Source organism: Sediminispirochaeta smaragdinae DSM 11293, from assembly GCF_000143985.1.
Taxonomy (GTDB): Bacteria; Spirochaetota; Spirochaetia; order DSM-16054; family Sediminispirochaetaceae; genus Sediminispirochaeta; species Sediminispirochaeta smaragdinae.
In genome coordinates this window covers 1128465-1149608 of sequence record NC_014364.1, presented here as the reverse complement: position 1 = coordinate 1149608, position 21144 = coordinate 1128465, and the positions used below count along the sequence as shown (strand labels likewise).

General features: G+C 48.4%; 17 protein-coding genes, 2 pseudogenes and 1 CRISPR repeat array (1 of these 20 cut by a window edge). Of the genes and pseudogenes, 5 read left to right on the top strand and 14 right to left on the bottom strand.

Annotated features, from left to right (window positions below):
- Positions 1-3 precede the first annotated feature (3 nt).
- The 4 genes from SPIRS_RS05500 to SPIRS_RS05490 all read right to left on the bottom strand — a co-directional run bounded on the left by SPIRS_RS05500 (position 4) and on the right by SPIRS_RS05490 (position 4361).
- Positions 4-774 carry a hypothetical protein gene (locus tag SPIRS_RS05500; protein ID WP_013253687.1) on the bottom strand — a complete coding sequence of 257 codons (771 nt, stop codon included), beginning with the start codon at positions 772-774 and terminating at the stop codon, positions 4-6.
- 161 nt (positions 775-935) lie between these two features.
- Entirely contained in the window at positions 936-3092 is a 2157-nt protein-coding gene (locus SPIRS_RS05495) for a sodium-translocating pyrophosphatase (protein WP_013253686.1), read from the bottom strand.
- Between the two features lie 199 nt (positions 3093-3291).
- Positions 3292-3450 (bottom strand): hypothetical protein, encoded by a 159-nt coding sequence (locus SPIRS_RS22650; protein WP_245537706.1) that lies wholly within the window; start codon positions 3448-3450, stop codon positions 3292-3294.
- Positions 3450-4361, bottom strand: coding sequence for an ABC transporter permease subunit (locus tag SPIRS_RS05490; protein WP_245537705.1), 912 nt, complete (start codon positions 4359-4361; stop codon positions 3450-3452). Before SPIRS_RS05490 ends, SPIRS_RS22650 begins: the two co-directional genes overlap by 1 nt.
- A gap of 331 nt (positions 4362-4692) precedes the next feature.
- Here SPIRS_RS05490 and SPIRS_RS05485 point away from each other — a divergent pair, with 331 nt between their 5' ends.
- Positions 4693-5676, top strand: a complete 984-nt coding sequence (locus tag SPIRS_RS05485) for a YARHG domain-containing protein (RefSeq protein ID WP_013253685.1) — start codon at positions 4693-4695, stop codon at positions 5674-5676.
- A gap of 586 nt (positions 5677-6262) precedes the next feature.
- On the opposite strand, the gene SPIRS_RS05480 is transcribed toward SPIRS_RS05485, so the two are convergent.
- Together SPIRS_RS05480 and SPIRS_RS05475 are read right to left on the bottom strand one after the other, a co-directional pair.
- Complete coding sequence (locus SPIRS_RS05480) at positions 6263-6460, bottom strand: YjzC family protein (RefSeq protein WP_013253684.1); 198 nt, start codon at positions 6458-6460, stop codon at positions 6263-6265.
- Position 6461: 1 nt separating this feature from the next.
- Positions 6462-6710 carry a DUF2188 domain-containing protein gene (locus tag SPIRS_RS05475; RefSeq protein WP_013253683.1) on the bottom strand — a complete coding sequence of 83 codons (249 nt, stop codon included), beginning with the start codon at positions 6708-6710 and terminating at the stop codon, positions 6462-6464.
- A 276-nt stretch (positions 6711-6986) separates the two neighbouring features.
- Between SPIRS_RS05475 and SPIRS_RS05470 the strand changes: the two genes are divergently transcribed.
- The 3 genes and pseudogenes from SPIRS_RS05470 to SPIRS_RS05460 form a co-directional block, all read left to right on the top strand.
- Positions 6987-8117: a helix-turn-helix domain-containing protein gene (locus SPIRS_RS05470; protein ID WP_013253681.1), complete on the top strand. Its 1131-nt coding sequence runs from the start codon at positions 6987-6989 to the stop codon at positions 8115-8117.
- Positions 8110-8598, top strand: coding sequence for a PIN domain-containing protein (locus tag SPIRS_RS05465; protein ID WP_013253680.1), 489 nt, complete (start codon positions 8110-8112; stop codon positions 8596-8598). Before SPIRS_RS05470 ends, SPIRS_RS05465 begins: the two co-directional genes overlap by 8 nt.
- A 54-nt stretch (positions 8599-8652) precedes the next feature.
- Positions 8653-8976: pseudogene (locus SPIRS_RS05460) on the top strand (hypothetical protein); the annotation flags it as partial.
- Between the two features lie 245 nt (positions 8977-9221).
- Here SPIRS_RS05460 and SPIRS_RS22865 read toward each other — a convergent pair.
- The 4 genes and pseudogenes from SPIRS_RS22865 to SPIRS_RS05440 all read right to left on the bottom strand — a co-directional run.
- A pseudogene (locus SPIRS_RS22865) lies at positions 9222-9387 on the bottom strand (IS5/IS1182 family transposase); the annotation flags it as partial.
- Positions 9388-9682: 295 nt separating this feature from the next.
- Positions 9683-10378 carry a hypothetical protein gene (locus tag SPIRS_RS05450; protein WP_013253679.1) on the bottom strand — a complete coding sequence of 232 codons (696 nt, stop codon included), beginning with the start codon at positions 10376-10378 and terminating at the stop codon, positions 9683-9685.
- A 6-nt stretch (positions 10379-10384) separates the two neighbouring features.
- Positions 10385-10801 (bottom strand): hypothetical protein, encoded by a 417-nt coding sequence (locus SPIRS_RS05445; RefSeq protein WP_013253678.1) that lies wholly within the window; start codon positions 10799-10801, stop codon positions 10385-10387.
- Positions 10802-10813: 12 nt separating this feature from the next.
- A complete protein-coding gene (locus SPIRS_RS05440; RefSeq protein WP_013253677.1) occupies positions 10814-11323 on the bottom strand; it encodes a hypothetical protein in 510 nt (169 codons plus the stop codon).
- A 133-nt stretch (positions 11324-11456) separates the two neighbouring features.
- On the opposite strand from SPIRS_RS05440, the gene SPIRS_RS05435 reads away from it, so the two are divergent.
- The gene (locus tag SPIRS_RS05435) at positions 11457-12179 is read left to right on the top strand and encodes an FG-GAP repeat domain-containing protein (RefSeq protein WP_013253676.1); all 723 of its coding nucleotides are present in this window, start codon (positions 11457-11459) and stop codon (positions 12177-12179) included.
- 317 nt (positions 12180-12496) lie between these two features.
- On the opposite strand, the gene SPIRS_RS05430 is transcribed toward SPIRS_RS05435, so the two are convergent.
- The 4 genes from SPIRS_RS05430 to SPIRS_RS22490 form a co-directional block, all read right to left on the bottom strand.
- A complete protein-coding gene (locus SPIRS_RS05430) occupies positions 12497-13069 on the bottom strand; it encodes a chromate transporter (RefSeq protein ID WP_013253675.1) in 573 nt (190 codons plus the stop codon).
- On the bottom strand, positions 13066-13611 hold the full coding sequence (locus SPIRS_RS05425; RefSeq protein WP_041866238.1) for a chromate transporter: 546 nt from the start codon (positions 13609-13611) through the stop codon (positions 13066-13068). The genes SPIRS_RS05430 and SPIRS_RS05425 overlap by 4 nt, the downstream gene beginning before the upstream one ends.
- A gap of 174 nt (positions 13612-13785) precedes the next feature.
- Complete coding sequence (locus tag SPIRS_RS05420; RefSeq protein ID WP_013253673.1) at positions 13786-15072, bottom strand: esterase-like activity of phytase family protein; 1287 nt, start codon at positions 15070-15072, stop codon at positions 13786-13788.
- A 633-nt stretch (positions 15073-15705) separates the two neighbouring features.
- Positions 15706-15843, bottom strand: a complete 138-nt coding sequence (locus SPIRS_RS22490; RefSeq protein WP_171814757.1) for a hypothetical protein — start codon at positions 15841-15843, stop codon at positions 15706-15708.
- A gap of 370 nt (positions 15844-16213) precedes the next feature.
- Positions 16214-21144: a CRISPR direct-repeat array (repeat unit 32 nt; unit sequence GTTTCAATCCACGCTCCCGCGAAGGGAGCGAC); it runs 193 nt beyond the window's last position.

Here is a 21144-nt window from a genome sequence, read left to right as displayed (position 1 = left end):
CGATTAGAATATCAAAGCCGAACGTGCCCAGTCATAGTGCTGCTGCTTCAGGGTCTCACGGTCCGGCATGGGATAAAAAACCACCTCTTCATTCGAAGCGACATAGATCCCTTCTCTAATGACTTGATAGCTGAAGACAGCGGAATAGGAACGGTCCACAACCTTGGTCATCTTTCCCTTCCCGGATGTAAGGTCGTTGATACAAGACTTCAGATGTTCGATGTTGTGATCGTAAAGCCCACCGACATTCCCGGTATTCTCGCGATCTTCCAGGTCGATCACCTTAAGGGAGGCATATACCAAAGTGGGAATCATGACCTTATTTTTCGGACTTGTCATATATTGACCGAAATGCTTTGGGTTGAGGGCGCTGACAACGAGGGGCGATACAGGGCACAGCTCCTTGTAGAGGGCAAATCCCTTCCAGAGTCTGGGCTCTGTGTAGGCCTCTTTAGCTATCCGCAAGGATCTGCCGTCACGGGTTACCAGGTACAAATCACCCAACACATCCAGAGAGGCATGTTCGAGAATTCTGTATACCCCGAGATATACCGAATTCTTCGCTCTACCGTCGCTATGGGGTACGCAACGCTGCCGCGCATACTCCCAGTCGAATACATCACTGAAGTTCTCCCGAACCTCGATGAACATCAGATCCTCTGCCGAACCCTTTCTCGTGCCGTTTGCCATGTATGAGGCAAACTGCTCAGGATCAAGCTCAGAGACAATAAGAGCTTCCATAGGATACACTGTCAGATAATAGTAATTAGCCATACGCTCCTCCTCTACTCGGGGATGCAAAAGAAATACTTTCTATCATCATTATATACGCGATATCTTCATGAGGAAATTGAAATTTCATCATGCGTATGGCAAAAAGGGCCGGCCCAAAAACGGCCGACCCTCTTCCGTACGCCTGATAGCAACAAAACGGTTTAAAAAAGACCAAAAAGATTATATTTTCCGAAGATCGATACAAAAATCAAGGAAACAACCGACATGATCTTAATGAGGATATCAAGAGAGGGGCCGACGGTATCCTTCAAAGGGTCTCCCACGGTATCGCCGACAACCGCGGCCTTGTGTGCCTCCGAACCCTTTCCACCGTGATGTCCGTTCTCAATGTACTTTTTTCCATTGTCCCAGGCACCGCCGGCATTAGCGGTGTAGAGAGCCAACATGATCGACGAAAGGGTCGTGCCGATAAGCAGTCCGCCGACGAACTCAGGGCCGAAGATAAAGCCGCAGATCAAGGGCATGGTTACGGCGATCAAAGCCGGTTTTTTCATTTCCCGAAGAGCTCCGACGGAAGAGATCGAAATACACTGACGATAATCGGGTTTTGCCTCACCGCTGAGAATACCGGGGATCTCGTGGAACTGTCTGCGGACCTCCGTAACCATGGCACTTGCGGCCTTTGCAACAGCCTCGATGAGGATACCGGAAAAAAGCCAGGGCAAGGCTGCGCCGACGACGGCCCCTGCAAGGGTCAGGGTATTGATCATATTAAGGACAAGGGAAAAGTCTTTCGTGATATTTTCTCCCCCTTGCGCGTAGAGAAAAGAGGCAAAAAGGCTCAAGGCGGCAAAGGCGGCGCTGCCGATGGCAAAGCCCTTGCCTATGGCTGCGGTGGTATTGCCTACCGAGTCAAGCTTGTCGGTGATCTCACGAACTTCAGGATCAAGCTTCGCCATCTCACTGATCCCTCCGGCGTTGTCCGCAATGGGACCGTAGGTATCCACCGATACCGTAGCGGCCACAAAGGAGAGCATACCGATGGCGGCCATGGCCACTCCGTAGAGGCCTGCCACGGTATTTGCGGCAATTATCGCAACGGCAAGGACCAGCACGGGAAAGAAAACAGAGCCCATTCCCACGGCCATCCCCTCGGTGATGGTCAGAGCCGTTCCCTCACGGGAGGCCGCAGCGATGCCCTGGGTGGGCTTATAATCGTAACTGGTATAGTACTCGGCCATCTGACCGATGATGATACCGCTGACGATTCCAAAAATCGCGGCAATCCAAGGAGACAGGAACCCGGCATGAAAACCGACCTGAGCAACATCTTCCCCCCGGAACAGCAACCAGGTCACGAATCCGCTGGAAAGGATGGTAAGAACGGCAGAGGTCCAGGTGGTGGCATTCAATTCCCGGTGTGGATTATCGGAAGGTTTTTTCACCACAAGGATCAGAATCCCGATAACACAGGAAAGCAGTCCCACCGCAGCGACGAGAATCGGATACTCCATCATTCTGGAAACCAGGTGGAAATCGATGGCGGCGCCGGTCTTTAAGCCCGTGTAATACATGTATGCGGCCAGTACGATGCTGGAAATAATAGCTCCAACAAAACTCTCCAACAGATCCGATCCCAACCCGGCAACATCTCCGACATTGTCTCCAACATTATCGGCAATGGTCGCCGGGTTACGAGGGTCGTCCTCGGGAATACCGGCTTCTGTCTTTCCGACCAGATCGGCCCCCATATCGGCCGCCTTGGTATAGATTCCTCCCCCAACCCTGTTGAACATCGCAATAATCGAACAGCCGAGGGCATAACAGGAAACGGTCATGGTAAAGGGAATGTCGCTGATTCCAAGCCAGTTTTTGTGAATCACCAGAGAGTCGGCATGTGCCTGGCCCATCACCTTTCCGAAAACGACATAGACGATTAAAAGGCCTAGAAGAGCAAAACCGCCGACGCAGAGGCCCATGACACTTCCGCCCTGAAAGGCGACCTTCAGGGTAGCACCAAGATTCCGGGACTCCCGTGCCTTGTTGGAAACCCTGACATTGGCGATCGTGGCGATACGCATACCGACCCAACCGGCGGTACCGCTCATAGTTGCTCCCAACAAAAAGGCAACCCCAGACTGCCAGGAAACCACCAAAAGGAGCGTGGCGGCAATTAATAAGACAATTAGAAAAATCACTTTATATTCATGCTTCAAGAAGGCATCGGCCCCCTCCTGGATGGCACCGGCAATTTCTCTCATTGCTTCGGTACCCGGATCCTTTTTCTTTACTGCATAGAAATTCACCAGGGCAAAAGAAAGCGCGGCAATAACCGCGACAGCAACTAATCCAATCATGATTTTTCTCCTCAGTACATGTGTGAAAGAAATAAAGACGATCCGCATTCAAGAACATTTTCGAATAGCAAGCGTAACGGACAACAGAATAGTTATAGGAAAAAAGCAGATTTATGTCCAGGTTTATTTTGGGGCAAGTGTCCCTCCTCTCCCATACATAAAAACGAGAGAGGAGGCATTACAACTTGTTCTTACACAATCAGGTCCGAATTTCCCGCCTCTGAAAACCGATATAAGCGCCGGTAAACACCAAGAGGCTGGCAGCGATCAATGCCGACACCTGGGGCCAGAGCAGCAAAAGACTCTGTCCGAAAGGAAGTGGCGATCCCATCACAGTCCTTTCCAGTTGTGAAAACATCACCGGCCCCAAGGCCCGCGTCGACGGATTGAGCAAGGCAAGGCTTGAGTAACGATACTCGTAATCAGCGGCCAGAAAACAGTAAAAAGTAGCCAGAGGGCGATGGAAACCAGTGCCGATGTCGCAGGTTGACGAAAGAGAACGGAAAAGAGCATAGCCAGAACAAACCACACCGCCGCATACAACAGCGTCAGCACATAAAACGATAACGCCCGATCCACCTGCTCGGCAGAGGGAGGAATTCCAAGAAAGAGCATCGTACTGCCGATTACCAAAAGCCACAATGCAAGCAGCACAATAGCCAAGGCAGTCAAAGCCCCCAAAGCCTTTCCGAAAAGCAAAGCATCCCGATATATCGGCTGGGACAAGATCCGTCCCGGTGTCTTCTTCTGGAATTCGCTGTTGACAGCACCACAGGCCAAGAGCCTCCCATCGAGGTTCTCAAAAGCGCTAAGCTCATCGTAGAATCCGATGGTGTCGGGCATATAGGCCACCCGCCGCTTAATGGCCAGGGGAGAGCACAGGGGATCGAACCCCCAAATATCGACACTGCCGCTCGTCGGTTCGGTCAGGCCGAGGAGCATCAAAATCGTGGTCGTCATTGCCGCAGCACTTCCGCTATTTTTCAATGTCAGATCAAAGACCGTATCCCGGCCAGCAACCGCCGCCCCCGAAAGCCTCCCGTCCGGACCAGCAATATTCAGTTCGGGCTGCCCCTTGATCTCCATCGAAAGCTTTGTCTCAGCCTCGGCACTCTGGGACTTGGCAACCACGCTAATCTCATAGCTCCCCTCTATTGGAATCGTTGAAAGTTCCTTGTCGCCGTAGTTTTCGGCAAATACAACCTGAAAGCCCTTTGGAGTAGCAGCATCAAGCTTCACCAGGACCTGGCCCGCACTATTATTTTTCAATTCCACTTCATAAGAGAACGCCGCCGGTGCTGATCGTCAGGGGCAGAGAAAAACTTCCATGACGCCAATTCCCAGGATAAGTAGAAGTGTCGCAATTCGTTTTAGCATGGTTTTCTCCTTTCCACATATGTGATGATGTACATACCATAGCTAAAAACACCCGTTCCCGGCGGCGGTACACACTCAGGAGAACTTCTTTCTCTTTCTTTCTTGGCGGGGGCAAGCCTTCCCCCTGCGGCGAGCTTTACGTTATGCTAATAAAAAAGTCAAGGAAGATCAGATTGCTGAAGGAGAAGCAAAACTGCAAAAGAGAGTCTCTCTATTTCTGATTATGGGCTTATGTACAGCAGCTCTTTTTGCTAAAACGACTGTGCAGATTCATGAATATGCAAATGGTCTAATTACAGCAGAAAGTAACGGCTATATGTTGTTCACAGACAATGCTTCAATAATAGATGAAATCAATACTGGAAATTGCAATAGTGAAGATTACGATATCAGGCTTTCCCGTGGTGATAAAACATGCGGATACCTCCAATTTACATATGCACCTGACTTTGATGTAAAAGACATGGCATCCTGTGACGCGGTATTTGTTGGGGTACTCGTACCACCGGCACTTATCAACGTTGAAAAAATAGAAAGTAACAGCAATGATCCCCTTTTATTATTTGTGGTAAATCATTACAAAAAATTATTGGATGACTGTGACGATTATGATATCGATAGTGATTTCATTTATAACAAAGTATTGCCATATATACCGAGAAACGATATTCATATATTACGAAATTGTATTTTTGCATATTATGGCTATCAATTTAAGTCGTTGGAGTTAGAACAATTATTTGCTAACTGCCAATGGTACCACCCGACTGATGCAAGTAATGATGAAATACTCAATAGTATGTCAGGAAAGCATACGATCATACTTAATACAATAATTCGTTATGAAGAACGAACGGATGCCGTTTTTGCAACTTTGCATAGAATTAATCCACAGAATTGGCCTGATAACGAAACATTAAAACTCATAGATCTTGGTACAATAAGAAATTATAACATCTACATAACGAAGCATATATTAGAGGATAATGAAATTAATGAACGCTTGATTATATTTGATGGCAAGGCATATAAGGGGAATTATAATGGGATATGGGTTAATACAGATATTCGAGTTGAAACGGATGGAGAAGATGCCAATACCATAACTTTTTTTACACTTGAAGATTCAGACGATATTGATGTATCAAACGGCATTCCCAAAAGAGCATTAGTAAATGGACAGATAATAGAGTTTACGTACGAATAGATGCTTCATACGATTTATGGGGAACTACAAGATGCCCGAGTTCATGCTCAATATAAAAATTTGTCTCTCGATAGATAATCCCAGGTCAGAAGAGAAAGGCCCAGTCAGTTCAAAACTGAGCTGCTCATGTAATTTCTCTTCAAGAAACTTATAGTTCTCCAACCATACGGCAGTTTTGTTTTTGGTTTGATCTCTTTCAACTTTCTCTCTACCTCTTAATTTTTTGGTTCTGAAGCGTAAAGTTCTCAACTCAAAAGGTTCAACAAGAAGATCATTGATATTCCCTTTTCAAATCTGATAATGCTGTTGCAGAATTAGAAATGGCTGCATCAGTAACAAGTGGTAGTCATCAGAGGGTGAGACCAGAAGATATATTGAACATTCGTTTTTATATACCAAATATGGATATGGCAATTAGATATCCCACAGAAATATATCCCTATCTATTAAAGATAAAACGCAATAGTAAACAATTAAACACGCTTGAGAATATACGAAATTCATTATTACCAAAACTCCCAAACTTATGTCAGGTGAAATAAAGGTTGAATTGTAAAAAGCCGGAGAAATTCTCCGGCTACGTTGATTATCTGTAAGAATTCAGAACCCAGTAGGCGCCTTTGTTACATGAATGAATCGGAGGGAATGTTTCGCCTGTTTCAAGGGGTATTCTCATCTCTTCAGCGGTTGGTTTTGGAGTAGTTGTTCCGTCAATATAGCCGTCCCAGGTATACCAGGCCCTTGCTGGAGCTTTTTCGCCGGTCTTGTATCTTTTGCTGCTCATTCTAATGCTCCTTGTCCCTTGGTGGGCATGGATCATTGCCTCCGCCAATGGTATCTTTGCTTCGAATGCGGCCGTTACGGCCCTTTGTCGTGAGTTCCCCGCCGCCCTGATGAATCAAATTTGCTCTGGCGGCATCGATTGCCCCTGCCTGTGTGTCGTGGACACTGCTTGCACGGCTACTGCCGTTCTTCTTGTTTACCCAGTCGCCGTTGGCTCTGCGATAAACCATTCGATCATTTGTGTTAGACATAAATGATCACCTCTTAGTTTCGAGAACTTGACTTTATTATTAATTGTGTAATATGGTTGTGTTGTAAACTATAATGTCCTGTTCTCATGGATTGGACAAAGCCAATTAACAATTGGTTTAGGGCCGGGAAGTACCAGTTCCTGGCTTTTTTTGTCCTTATTCCTAAAATACATAAACAAACTCCATATGTCAATATTAAATATTGTACTATTTAATTATTAGTTTTTGTATAAATCAAATTGTGTGGTATATTATAATTATAAGGGAGCAAGGGGCATGGCTATTGAAGATATAGGCGCCAATATCAGGCGCATTATGAAGATTAAGGGCTATTCGATCGCCAAACTGTCTGCGCGGATGGGGGTCGGAACTGCAACCATTTCCAATATCTTGAACGGACGTTCCGAACCAAAATCCTCTACCCTACTTAAGTTCTGCAATGCCCTTGAGGTGGGGTTGCCCGATATTCTGGCCGACGCCCCAAAGCTGCAGAGTCTGCGTTTCAGAACCAACAGTAATTTGTCTGCCAGAGAAAAGGCTGAAAGAGATCAAATGCTTTATGAAACTGCCCAGTGGCTGAAGAACTACAATACCCTTGAAGATCTGCTGAATGTTAAACCGGAATACGGGTTTAAGGATCTTGGGGAAGCAGATCCCATTAGGCTTGCGAATATTGTCCGTGAAAAACTGGGGCTTACTGATTCACAGCCCATTGTCGATCTTCCTGCTGAAATCGAGAAGGCGGGCATAAAGCTGTATCTGCACTCATTCGGTTTTAAGAAGACCTTCGGGCTTTCCGTCGCGGACATTGATATGGGGCCTGCAATCGTGGTTAATTCCGAAAAGGATATATCGATAGAGCGTCGTATTTTTACCATTGCCCATGAGCTTGGGCATCTTCTTATGCACAGGGGCAGCTATAACGGTGAAGAGACTGTGGAAGATAAGGGAAGCGCTCAGGAAAAAGAGGCGGATCTCTTTGCCGGAGAGTTCCTGCTGCCGACTTCGGCCTTAAAAAGGGAATGGTCTGAGGCCATAGGCCTTGATCTTGTCGACAGGGTCTTAAAGATAAAGAAGATCTACAGGGTAAGCTATCAAGTTGTTTTAATGCGTCTTTCCCAGCTTAATCCTCAATTTGAATCTCCTCAGATATATATCAGGTTCAATACCGAATTTCAGGAAAAGTATCATCATAATCTTAAGAACCATTATGAGCCTGAGGCAATTGAAGAGCCGGAACCATTAAGTGATTTCGATTTAATCGAGGATCATTATGCAGCCCTTGTTCTTAAGGCATATTCTGCCGGTGGTATCTCAATGTCAAAGGCCGGGGAGATGCTCGGCAAGTCCACTATGCAGATGCGCAAATTCCTGTCAGCATGGAAAGAAATAGAGCTTAATGAATAATCATAAATTATCTCTATCAATAATCGATGCGAATATACTGATCGATTATGTACTTGCTGATGAAGATATCATTAGAGAGCTATCAAATTACTGGAAAGAAGTACTGGTACCTGACTGTGTTATTAATGAAGTAGACGGATTAACACTGGATAGAGCTGCCGAATTAGGTCTTGTTATTGTAGAAACTCCTTTTTCAGAATTAAAAGAAGATCCTGTATTATCATATCAGGATCTGTCCTGTTTTTATTACACAAAAAAGCACTTCGCTGTTTGTTTAACTAATGATAAAGCCCTTAGAAGAGCGTGTAAGTCCAATGGTTTGGACACTATTTGGGGCTTGGAAATGCTCCTTCTGCTTGTTAGTAATTCTCAAATAAAAAAGGCCAGAGCAAAAGGAATAGCTGAAAAAATCCATAAAAATAATCCGGAAATTACAGGAAATATATTGAAAGATTTTTTAATCAACCTTCAAAATATCTGATCAAATATTCTTATTTGATTTATTTTTATTATATCTCTTGGTAGACTCAATAAGATGAGTAAAATAACTGAATCCGTTATAGAAAAATATGTAGATGATAAGGATAAAGATGGCAACATCATCGGTAAAAAGATCGTCTACGGCTTTGCCAAATATATGAGAGATGCCCTTCCTAATGCGACCTACCTCGGGTTTACCGGTACGACTATCGAAAGTACCGATGTTACTACACCCGCTGTGTTTGGTAATTATGTTGATGTCTATGATATCGCACAGGCTGTAGAAGACGGCGCTACCGTCCGTATCTATTATGAAAGCCGCCTTGCAAAGATTGCACTCAGTGCTGCTGGTAAAAAACTCGTTAAAAAACTCGTTAAAGAACTCGATGAAGAGATTGGAACTGATGAGCTGTCCACCAGGGAAACGGATACCTTCGCTCCGAACTCGGTGGGAACACCCGCTTTCCCTCGTACAATCGGCCTCACATGGGGTTGACTGATGCTCACAATTCGCCCGGCAATCGTACATCTCCTGCTGCTACCGATACGGCTCAGAGACAACCAATAGATCTTTATAGAGTCGACCATCAAGAACCTTCAACAAAGTCTTTTCTCTCAACTCCTTTATATGCTTCAAATTACGCCGAAGATACCGCAACTGCTTCTTGATCCCTTTTCTGATCGTTTTCCTTTTCTGCTTTCTCTTCTTCGCGACCTTCAAATATTCCTTGCGCGCCTGTTCTCTATACGTCCGTGGCTTCTTTTCTATCCCTCTCAGTGGTTCGTGGAGAAGGAAGCACGAAGCTCTCCAATTCAAGCTGTCGTGTATCCTTTGTGTGGTACATTTTTCCCTCCACAGGTGCAAAGGGTTTGACACCTTTCCTCTCTTTTCCTTGCACTTCATTCAGGAAGTTTCACCACTATTTCCTTACCCTGTAAATTCATAGCAGGTATTCATCAAGCCCTACGTACGACTTGTACAGCTCCTCTTCATTTATTGCGATTAATTCTCCTGCATGCGGAACGGCGCTTACGACCGATCCCTCACCCAAACATCGTCACGGATGACAAGCCGCCAGCCTTCTTCATGCGCTTGCGGCCGCCATTCTGGACTTATGATGGTACGTACCGATGCCGGTAGTTTCAAGATACCGCCTGATGGTACGTATCCGTTTATAAATCCTTTGATACTCTTTACAAAGGCTTGGTTTACACTCGATCGTACATTCATCCAGTTGACCGGGAGAAAGAAGTTTCAAAATATCTGAACATCTGAGGACTCGTCCGGGGTTACCGATAAAAGCGCTTAGTATCGCACGATTATGCCCGGAAAGGGTTCCGGAAAGCTCTCGGCCGTTAAAGCATATTGAATCCCCTTCTATCTCAAGAATTTTGTTGCCAAGTGAATAAAAGCCGACAGAAAAAACCAATACAAAAAAGAGAAAAAAACGATCGATCAACATAGAAAACAGCTCACCGAAGGTGCTGTTGAGAAACAGTTCCTGTGTTGAAAGCAAAGAAGGATCGAATGCCGTCAACACAGCCATGTAAAACCATATCAGCCAGAACATGATGTTGGCGGAACGCTTACGGAAACGCTGAAAATCAAAATGAGTAGAGGGAACGAGAAGAAAGAGTATCGCCATAAAAATACTATTTTTCAATGCAAGGAACAGGGCCCCCAACTCACCGACAAGAGGAACGGTGGAAAATGACAAGAGAAGAAGCACCGCGAGGCTTATTCCGAAGGGCAGAATGCGTTTTACAAGCAGCGACAACATGGTCCGCTACATGCTCGTAAAGGAAGAAGAGATCTCCTCGTTTTTAAACCACACACCCGAGGGAATCACACATAAGCGATTCTCTGAGCTTGATCTAAGATAGAGAAGAAATAGTAGTGCAGGAAGGTAATTAAGTCCTTCATATATGTTAAAAACAATTTCATGAGGAGAAAGAGGAATGACGCTATGTTGTATTAAATACAATTTCAGAGCCAAAAGGATAATGGTGTAGGAAAAAAGAAGGATAAGAAGGAGGGCGATGCCACTAGCCAATCGTGCAACATCCTGACGACGGGAAAATCGATAGACCACGACAAAGCTGAGCGCAAGCATTGGAGCCGGAAAGAGATAGAGGAGAGTTCCATAAAAAGCAGGAAACGCAACATACAAGGAAAGTAAAAGTAAAAATGCGATTGGTACCATCAGCCTTCCATTTTATCCGCAAGAATAATACGAGCGACGATAATCGGCGTGAAGAAAAACAGAAACGAAAGGAGTCCAAAACGGGGATAGGTCACAGCCATGATTACCACCGCTAAACGAGACCAGAAAACGATAGACAAGATCCACAATCGATAAACCGACAATGAAATGCGTACTATTAAAAAGCGTAAGACGAAAAGGAGTCGTAAACAGATTTCTCATCTTTCCGTCCCTGATCTCAACCCACAAAAGCAAGCTCGCACAAATCGTCACCAGTCCAGTTACCGTGCCGCCTGTAATATAAGCACCAAATACCACCGCTTCCGTCGTGGAAATATAGATATTTCCGCGGCTGTTGTGGACCGAGAGTGATTCACTCACCACGCCCAGCAGGGCCCACAAGACAAGTGTCGGAAGACGAACGTCCCCACCTCCTGTCAAAACGAGAAAAAAACCTGCAAAAAGGGCAAAGATGGACAAAACAGCCAGAAAAACAGCCGACCCGACGGGATAATCACGCATGGCAGAAACCTCGGAAATATGTTTCTGTACGAAAAAGTAGGGAAACATGTTGTAAACGAATTAAAATCCCATTTTCCAGATAGGCTCATGATACGTTCTCAGCAACACATCAGTCAAGAATCAGGAGGGAATAGTGATCAAAACCATTATCAACTGGCCTGCCCAGATACGGGATGGTGACAAGAACGATGTGCTATACGGCACGTTATCGGTGACAGAACGGCAGAAGAAAGGAGATTCTATGAAATTACCGTTACCAACAAAATCTGGTACTGCACATAGCGCACCATTTTTCCTGGCAGCCGCGGCACTTCTATTTGCCATCGGCTGTTCAAACCCCACAAACTCCTCGGAAGCGGACCACACAGGCCAGACCTCCTTATCGTTTATCGATGCACAGGCCAATCTGAAAGGCCTTTCCCGCAACCCATCCTGCAGCATCGCAGATGTGGACAATGACGGGGACATCGATATACTGATAGCAGGCTACGACGGAAGCGATGAAACCACCATCCTCTATCTCAATGACGGAAACGGTGGCTTTACCGACTCCCATGCAGGCCTCCTCGGCGTCAGCTTCGCCATGAGCGCCTTCCTCGATGTCGAGGGGGGCAGCGACCTCGACCTCTGCCTGGCCGGCCGTACCGCAGATGATGAAACGATTACCGAACTCTACTTCAACGACGGCGACGGAACCTTTGAAAAAAGCAGTCAGCAACTCAAAGGCCTCTGGGCCGCAGCCATCATCCCGGGAGACCCGGACGATGACGGCGACGGTGATGAGGATCTCATCCTCTGCGGGGCAGATACCAATGTCAGTGGAAAAACGATTCTTTATCTGAATGGAAGATTTTAAGGATATAATGATTCTGGTGGGGGAAGGCCTTCCCCCTGCGGCGAGCTTCCGGGTCCTTCGTCCCCGGTGATCTCGCCGCACCCCCTTCTCCGGGGCTTCGCCCCGGACCCCATGCAAGAGGATACTGGCGGACTATACCTGTGGCAGCCTACTTTTTATCTACTGTTCCGAATCCTGGTGGTTGGAGAAACGTAATTCCTTTTCCCGCAGCAACCTGGAGGAGAACGTAGAGAAAAAAGTGAGCACCGGCACTAAATCGAGTCTGTTACAGACAAAAGGGCATGCAGACCACCAGGATTCGGAACACTACATACTCCCTAAGCCCCTGCGAAACGAAACACGGCCCCGACCACCGCGGAAAGAGCAATAACAAAGACCGGATGGATCTTCCATAGCTTGAGAATGGCAAAGATCACCAAAGCCAGGACAAGTCCCTTCCAGCGGAAGAGGCGAAGCAACTCACCGCTTTCCCGGAAAAGGGGAATATCCAGTAGAGAGATCTTGAGCACAACCCAGCCCGCGGCAGCAATGAGCCCCACCGATGCAGGACGAAGCCCGTAAAAGGCCCCCTGCACCAGGGGATTTCCGCTAAAGGCCTTCAAAAAATGGGCCACCACAATAATAATGATGACCGAAGGCGTCACCAATCCCAACGTCGCCGCTATGGTTCCCGGAATCCCGGCCGTAGTAAAACCCACGTAGGTTGCCATGTTAACGCCGATAGGCCCCGGGGTCGATTCCGAAACGGCAAGCATGTCCGCCAGCTGGGTGTGGGTAAACCACCCGGTACTATCCGACATTGCATACAGAAACGGAAGGGTTGCAAGACCTCCGCCGACGGCGAAAAGGCCCACTTTAAAGTATTCGAAGAAAAGCTGCAGGAGGATCACCCTTTCCCCCCTGCCTTTTTGCCCTGAATAATGATTCCGGCAAGACCCGACAGAAGAACAAAGAGGATCGGTGATAGACCGGTGAACACCGACAGCAGAAAGACTAAGGCAAAGATGATACCCGTAGCCCGATCTATCAGAGCCCGTTTTTGCAATTTCCAAATGGCCTGGAGGATGAGCACAAAGACACAGACCCGTATGCCGGCAAAGGCATTCTTCACTACCGCCAAATCGGCAAAATTACTGATAAAGGCCGCGATCAGGGTGATGATAATCAGGGAAGGGAAAATCATCCCTAAGGTGGCGACGATTCCGCCAGAGGCGCCCTTCCGGCGATTGCCGATAAAGGTCGCGGTATTGATAGCAATGATTCCCGGAGTGCACTGGCCCACTGCATAGTAGTCCATCAGCTCTTCATCGGTGACCCAGCGTCGCTTTTCCACCACCTCCCGCTGAAGAATGGGAAGCATGGCATAACCGCCACCAAAGGTGAGTCCGCCGATCCGGGCGAAGGTAAAAAAAAGATCCAGATAGGTGTTCATACTGCCAGACATCATAAACAGCCGCCGGCAAAATGTACACAGGCGTACAACTTGTACGGGGCCCCTACTCCCCGCCGGAGCAGGCAAAGGATGAGCCAGCCAATCCAATGGGATAAAAAAGGGCCCGTCCGGAATGATTTTCGAGACGAGCCACAAGTGCCGAATTATTTTGATCTAAAAAAGCGGCTTTGCAAGATGGAGAATATAAAGGACATCCCCGTCAATCTCGTTAGCCGTTCCGGGAAGAATCTTCTGCACCACATCATCTCCCTGGGGAGTTACGGCAAAATCATCGTCATTCAATATGCCCACGGTGGTGGCATCAATAACCCACAATCCCTCGAGTTTGTCGTGGGGATAGTGATTCGGCAGCATTGCCACAACATCGGCAACAAGTTCCTTTTTCACGGGCTTGATACCGGCGGCATAGATATCATCCCAGCTCATCTCTTCCAGGGTACGGCCATCGACAGTCATACCGCCGGCAGCATCAATATCGCCGGAGACATCGGTGGCACCGGAAAGATCTATCTTGTAGAGGGTTTTCTGGGCATCGCCTTCGCCCGAGAATGCCCCGTCCCGCTCATCCACCAGAAAGGTTGTGGCCGTTAATGCGGCAAGTTCAGAATCGGAGTTGTTGTTTTTTTCCTGGTGGTAGAGGTACTGATGGGTCTCGCCCGTATCGAGGTCGAAGGTAACGATTCGTGCGAGGGTCGTATTGGTTGCAGCCTTCTTGGAGGGGTTATACAGGGTCGACTGCATGATACCGACCAAGGTCTTTTCGTCGGGAGTAATGGCCAGCCCCTCCATACCGCGATTTGCCCTACGCCGGGCAAAAACCCTGGGAAGTTTCCTGCCGCTGGTATCAATCCCCATGGGACTGATACGCTCCAGCTCCACGCCATCGGCGGAGTAGTGAACAATATGGGGACCATACTCATCACTGATCCAGAAGGTCCCGTCGGATAAGGCGACAAGCCCTTCACTATCCAGGCCGTAGGGATCGGCCGCCAAGGCATTACCATCGTTATCATATGCAACCTCGCCGGTGGCCCCAAGCCCCTCGGGGTTTGGCCTTCCGGAGATTAGAGTCCCCTGGGGATCTTTCAAAAGGATCTCTCTGATCATCGAAACAGAACCGTCGGCGTTCAGCTTGAACTCTCCAATGCGAGGGGTGTAATCGGGTACCGGAAATTTCTTGCCCTTGCCGGCACTTCCGGTATAACTGGAGTTCGGCCCTCGGTCGGTAATGGCATAAAACCGGCCCGCTTTTGCCGGATGCCCCGTCATAGCCGATCCATATCCGCCGTTACGCACCTCGGTGCCATTGGGCAGGGTCGTCAAAACCGTATACGGCAGCCTGCTTCCCGCCGCTGGAACCTTTGAAACATCGACACTTGTACACGCCGCAAGCGACAGCAAAAGTACCGCGACCAGTCCAAGAGAACATGCTTTTTTCATAGAAACTCCTATAGTATCAGACATAACTTTCCTGAGCATACGGAGATTTCATGAAGCAAAGGTTAAACAGATATGAGAATGATGTAAGGTGATTGTGCACGCTTCAACCACACCTCTCGGAGTTGTGGCGTATCGATACAAAAAGGGCCTTCTTTATTATGGTGGTCGATATGCATCGGCCAGAATCCACAACGCCGAAAGTCCCTTCTTTTTTTATTATATCACGTAACGCTGTTGCAGGCACAGATTGTTATACAAAATTTTTAGAAATGGCAGGGGACATACATCCTATTCTCCGCTCACCTTAAGCTAAAAATACAGTTTTTCCAGTGTAGCATTGGGTTGTCGATCTGCTTTTGACTTGGTTTTCTATCATAAAGCCTTTCTCTGAAAGAACGAACACAAGAAGAGACAACCCCATCACCATATCAAAGCCATAATGCGCCTCGGAGAATTGAAATAGAGGCTCCCAGCATAGAGCATCGGGGCTTTCAGGAACCAGAACTCTTTCTCGTACGTGTCGCTGTTTGACATTGCCATATTCGCTCTCCCGGCAGCTGTAGCAATAATGCCGGTCTGCACAAGGAGTCATGGATTCAAGATTAACTCCATTAAGCACTTTTCTCGCTTCTATCAACCTCTCCGTACTCGCCCCCTGGTGATGGTAACGCTATCAAGATCATCTTCTTCCCTCACTTCATAGTGGCTCTTGAGACTGATAGTGGTGGAACTCAAGGTAGACAAAGAGTAATCGATTGCCAAGATCGCCAAGGCATTTCCTACAGTAGTGATAAAAGAACTCAGTTATACCGAGTCATACAACGCATCCAGTACAGGTCTCAGACACTCATCATGCAACGATGATCGGCAAATATTGATTGCTGTGATCTTCTAAGTGAGCTACCACTGTCCCGACACCGTCTAATCTTTCCTCCCAATTCTCTATCATCTTCCTCAACAGGCCCTCCTAAAATGTTTTCGGATTATAATTCATTTCCAGGTTTTCTCACGAAGGGGAGAATTACCACTCGCAGAAGTGATGGAAGGCGTACATCCCCTTTCAGCTCCATTTTTAGTCGCACCCCACGCACCCGCGAGGGATGCGACCTGACTCCAGAATAAAGTCACTGCTTAATAAGCTGTTTCAATCCACGCTCCTGCGAAGGGAGCGACGCTTCGTCCCACCTCGTTGCAAGAAACCTACGGGAGTTTCAATCCACGCTCCCGCGAAGGGAGCGACATTGTGGATTTTGATGTGTCGCTTGTCACAGTCACGTTTCAATCCACGCTCCCGCGAAGGGAGCGACCGAATGGAACCTGTACACATCGATCATCAGCCATGTTTCAATCCACGCTCCCGCGAAGGGAGCGACCGTTGTTATTGCTGACATAGATACCATTCTACTCATTGTTTCAATCCACGCTCCCGCGAAGGGAGCGACATGCAGGGGGCAAAGTAAATGGAAATCGGCATACGTTTCAATCCACGCTCCCGCGAAGGGAGCGACCCACTTGATGTAATCCCCGTTTGCACAGGCAAACTTGTTTCAATCCACGCTCCCGCGAAGGGAGCGACTATCAGACGGCAGGCGTTATTCTGACACCTTTCGTGTTTCAATCCACGCTCCCGCGAAGGGAGCGACGTTCGAGATTCTTGCGTACCCCTCAAAGGTCTCAGTGTTTCAATCCACGCTCCCGCGAAGGGAGCGACATTGTGGATTTTGATGTGTCGCTTGTCACAGTCACGTTTCAATCCACGCTCCCGCGAAGGGAGCGACCGAATGGAACCTGTACACATCGATCATCAGCCATGTTTCAATCCACGCTCCCGCGAAGGGAGCGACCGTTGTTATTGCTGACATAGATACCATTCTACTCATTGTTTCAATCCACGCTCCCGCGAAGGGAGCGACATGCAGGGGGCAAAGTAAATGGAAATCGGCATACGTTTCAATCCACGCTCCCGCGAAGGGAGCGACCCACTTGATGTAATCCCCGTTTGCACAGGCAAACTTGTTTCAATCCACGCTCCCGCGAAGGGAGCGACTATCAGACGGCAGGCGTTATTCTGACACCTTTCGTGTTTCAATCCACGCTCCCGCGAAGGGAGCGACCGTGGGCGATCTTCCCGTCGATCACCATTCGCTCGTTTCAATCCACGCTCCCGCGAAGGGAGCGACACTATGGAGAGACTTATGGGGTTACTATTCGTTTGTTTCAATCCACGCTCCCGCGAAGGGAGCGACTTAGGATATTGGAATGATGGAGTAAAGGGCTAATGAGGTTTCAATCCACGCTCCCGCGAAGGGAGCGACTTATTCAATATACTATAAATTATAGAGTATAATTGTTTCAATCCACGCTCCCGCGAAGGGAGCGACTAGCCTGTCCCATTGCTCCACGCCTGTATGTATAGCGTTTCAATCCACGCTCCCGCGAAGGGAGCGACCCTGAAAGGTAGAGCCTATCGCCTAATTCAATCATGTTTCAATCCACGCTCCCGCGAAGGGAGCGACAAATCACCAATCAGGAAGTCGGAACTGATACCCCCGTTTCAATCCACGCTCCCGCGAAGGGAGCGACACAACACCTTTATACATATTCCATCATATTATTATGTTTCAATCCACGCTCCCGCGAAGGGAGCGACGCCGGTCTGAAATGAAAGCAGTCAAGGCGCTGATCGTTTCAATCCACGCTCCCGCGAAGGGAGCGACGGAGATGTTTGGAAAAACAATCGCATTGAATTATCGTTTCAATCCACGCTCCCGCGAAGGGAGCGACGTGGCCCGGATCAATGCAGTTAACATGCGGGGTTCGTTTCAATCCACGCTCCCGCGAAGGGAGCGACTGACAGCGATCAAGTAATCCCTCTTCCGGAATGAGTTTCAATCCACGCTCCCGCGAAGGGAGCGACAAGCAGTAGAAGTGTGCCAATGGGGTGGTTGTCATCGTTTCAATCCACGCTCCCGCGAAGGGAGCGACAATGGATGTTTCGATGGCCCTGTCTGCGATCATCAGTTTCAATCCACGCTCCCGCGAAGGGAGCGACTTTTTGCCAGGCTGGCATAGCTGCCTTGATGCAGTTTCAATCCACGCTCCCGCGAAGGGAGCGACATTGTGGATTTTGATGTGTCGCTTGTCACAGTCACGTTTCAATCCACGCTCCCGCGAAGGGAGCGACCGAATGGAACCTGTACACATCGATCATCAGCCATGTTTCAATCCACGCTCCCGCGAAGGGAGCGACTGATTTATTCTTTTCTAGGAAGCTAAAACCTCCGTGTTTCAATCCACGCTCCCGCGAAGGGAGCGACTCTTTACAGATTTAATATTCAGGCATGAATGTTTCTGTTTCAATCCACGCTCCCGCGAAGGGAGCGACCAGCAGCAATAGAGGCTGCCAGGGATGTTTTTGAAAAGTTTCAATCCACGCTCCCGCGAAGGGAGCGACCGTTAGCACTATAGTAGGATTAACAAGCTCCTTTGTTTCAATCCACGCTCCCGCGAAGGGAGCGACCCACTTCCCTCATAGAAATGTTAGAAAGCATAGATGTTTCAATCCACGCTCCCGCGAAGGGAGCGACTTGAATAGGCTTGCTCCTTTTTTAATTTATTTAATGTTTCAATCCACGCTCCCGCGAAGGGAGCGACATTAACGGGTATGGGCTACCCGTTACGGGACATTTGTTTCAATCCACGCTCCCGCGAAGGGAGCGACATAGTACAGCCTGTGAGCTATGTAATAGCATAATGTTTCAATCCACGCTCCCGCGAAGGGAGCGACCAGGCAAATGAGCATCGTCATAAGTGATGGTAACGTTTCAATCCACGCTCCCGCGAAGGGAGCGACTGATTCAGCCAGATATGTTGCTGACTATATACAAAAGTTTCAATCCACGCTCCCGCGAAGGGAGCGACAAAGTTTTGGTCTACTCACCGGAGTCCTCCTTATCGTTTCAATCCACGCTCCCGCGAAGGGAGCGACCGCTCTGACCACGCTGAATCTCTTCGGGGATCATCGTTTCAATCCACGCTCCCGCGAAGGGAGCGACCACTCGTAAAATAATCCTTGCGCCAGGAACGACGCGTTTCAATCCACGCTCCCGCGAAGGGAGCGACACAGGTGGATCCTATTACAATTGGTGCTTTAGCCGGTTTCAATCCACGCTCCCGCGAAGGGAGCGACCCTAGCCTCGAACACGGAGCTAGACTGTTCCAACGTTTCAATCCACGCTCCCGCGAAGGGAGCGACATAGTTATGTTCGTTATAATCGTGATTTTTTTTCTGTTTCAATCCACGCTCCCGCGAAGGGAGCGACCTAGGTATATTAAGTAGGCGTTGATAATAACGGGGCGTTTCAATCCACGCTCCCGCGAAGGGAGCGACCAATAGCGTTTACCAATTCCCTGGGATTGCAGCTGGTTTCAATCCACGCTCCCGCGAAGGGAGCGACGCGTATAATTTTTCTTGTTTTGTTCGCTCATGGATGTTTCAATCCACGCTCCCGCGAAGGGAGCGACCTTCGTTTTGACGCTGAGAAAACACCAGGCAGAAGTGTTTCAATCCACGCTCCCGCGAAGGGAGCGACATATCCTGACTGGGTAGCTCAGTACAAGGTTTCCGTTTCAATCCACGCTCCCGCGAAGGGAGCGACAGTCGGTTATTGACCGGCTTAGAGAGATCAGGGAAGTTTCAATCCACGCTCCCGCGAAGGGAGCGACCTATTACCCTGGTGCCATTCTCGCGGTTTCGAGCGGGTTTCAATCCACGCTCCCGCGAAGGGAGCGACCGTTAAAGCACCAATTGTAATAGGATCCACCTTTGTTTCAATCCACGCTCCCGCGAAGGGAGCGACGAAAATCAGACTTAACCAGCGTAGCACCAATAGGTGTTTCAATCCACGCTCCCGCGAAGGGAGCGACAATCTTGATGTTTGGCAGCTTATGGGCCTGCCTACGTTTCAATCCACGCTCCCGCGAAGGGAGCGACTCGGAAATAATAACAGGGGTACGGGATCCTCCGATGTTTCAATCCACGCTCCCGCGAAGGGAGCGACTCAGCCCGTCTACATTTGCCGCTACGAGCCTTGCATGTTTCAATCCACGCTCCCGCGAAGGGAGCGACCAGGTGAGGGTCCTTGGTCAATAAACGCATTTTCGTTTCAATCCACGCTCCCGCGAAGGGAGCGACCCATTCCTCATACTTACTTTCCGGAATAACCTTGTTGTTTCAATCCACGCTCCCGCGAAGGGAGCGACGCGAAGTCTGTAAAGCGGCTTTTAGATGAACAGATGTTTCAATCCACGCTCCCGCGAAGGGAGCGACGAATCTGTTACTCAGGGAAATATAAGGTCTGCTATGTTTCAATCCACGCTCCCGCGAAGGGAGCGACTGGGACGTCAAAGAATTCCCGGTATTAAAAAGCGGGTTTCAATCCACGCTCCCGCGAAGGGAGCGACGTGCATTAGGTGGAAGCTTTATTGATATTTTTCTCGTTTCAATCCACGCTCCCGCGAAGGGAGCGACCCTATGGACTCCCACAGCTCGCCATCAAAACGGTGTTTCAATCCACGCTCCCGCGAAGGGAGCGACTGGTTAGTTGTGATTACGGTCCGGCTATGATTTATGTTTCAATCCACGCTCCCGCGAAGGGAGCGACATTATCGTTACTTTTTCTTGCATGTTCTTTATTATGTTTCAATCCACGCTCCCGCGAAGGGAGCGACAAGGAGTGTTTTACTTTTACCTGTTCCTTGTTCCATGTTTCAATCCACGCTCCCGCGAAGGGAGCGACAAACTATATTGGAGGTGAGATATGACAAGTAACTTGTTTCAATCCACGCTCCCGCGAAGGGAGCGACAGGGAGTTAGACAAAACGTCTCGGTACATTATAAGTTTCAATCCACGCTCCCGCGAAGGGAGCGACGGTATAAGTCGTAGTACATGCATTTTCTTTTCTTCGTTTCAATCCACGCTCCCGCGAAGGGAGCGACCTTAAACCAGATAAAACATGAAAGGGATACTTACGTTTCAATCCACGCTCCCGCGAAGGGAGCGACAATGTACC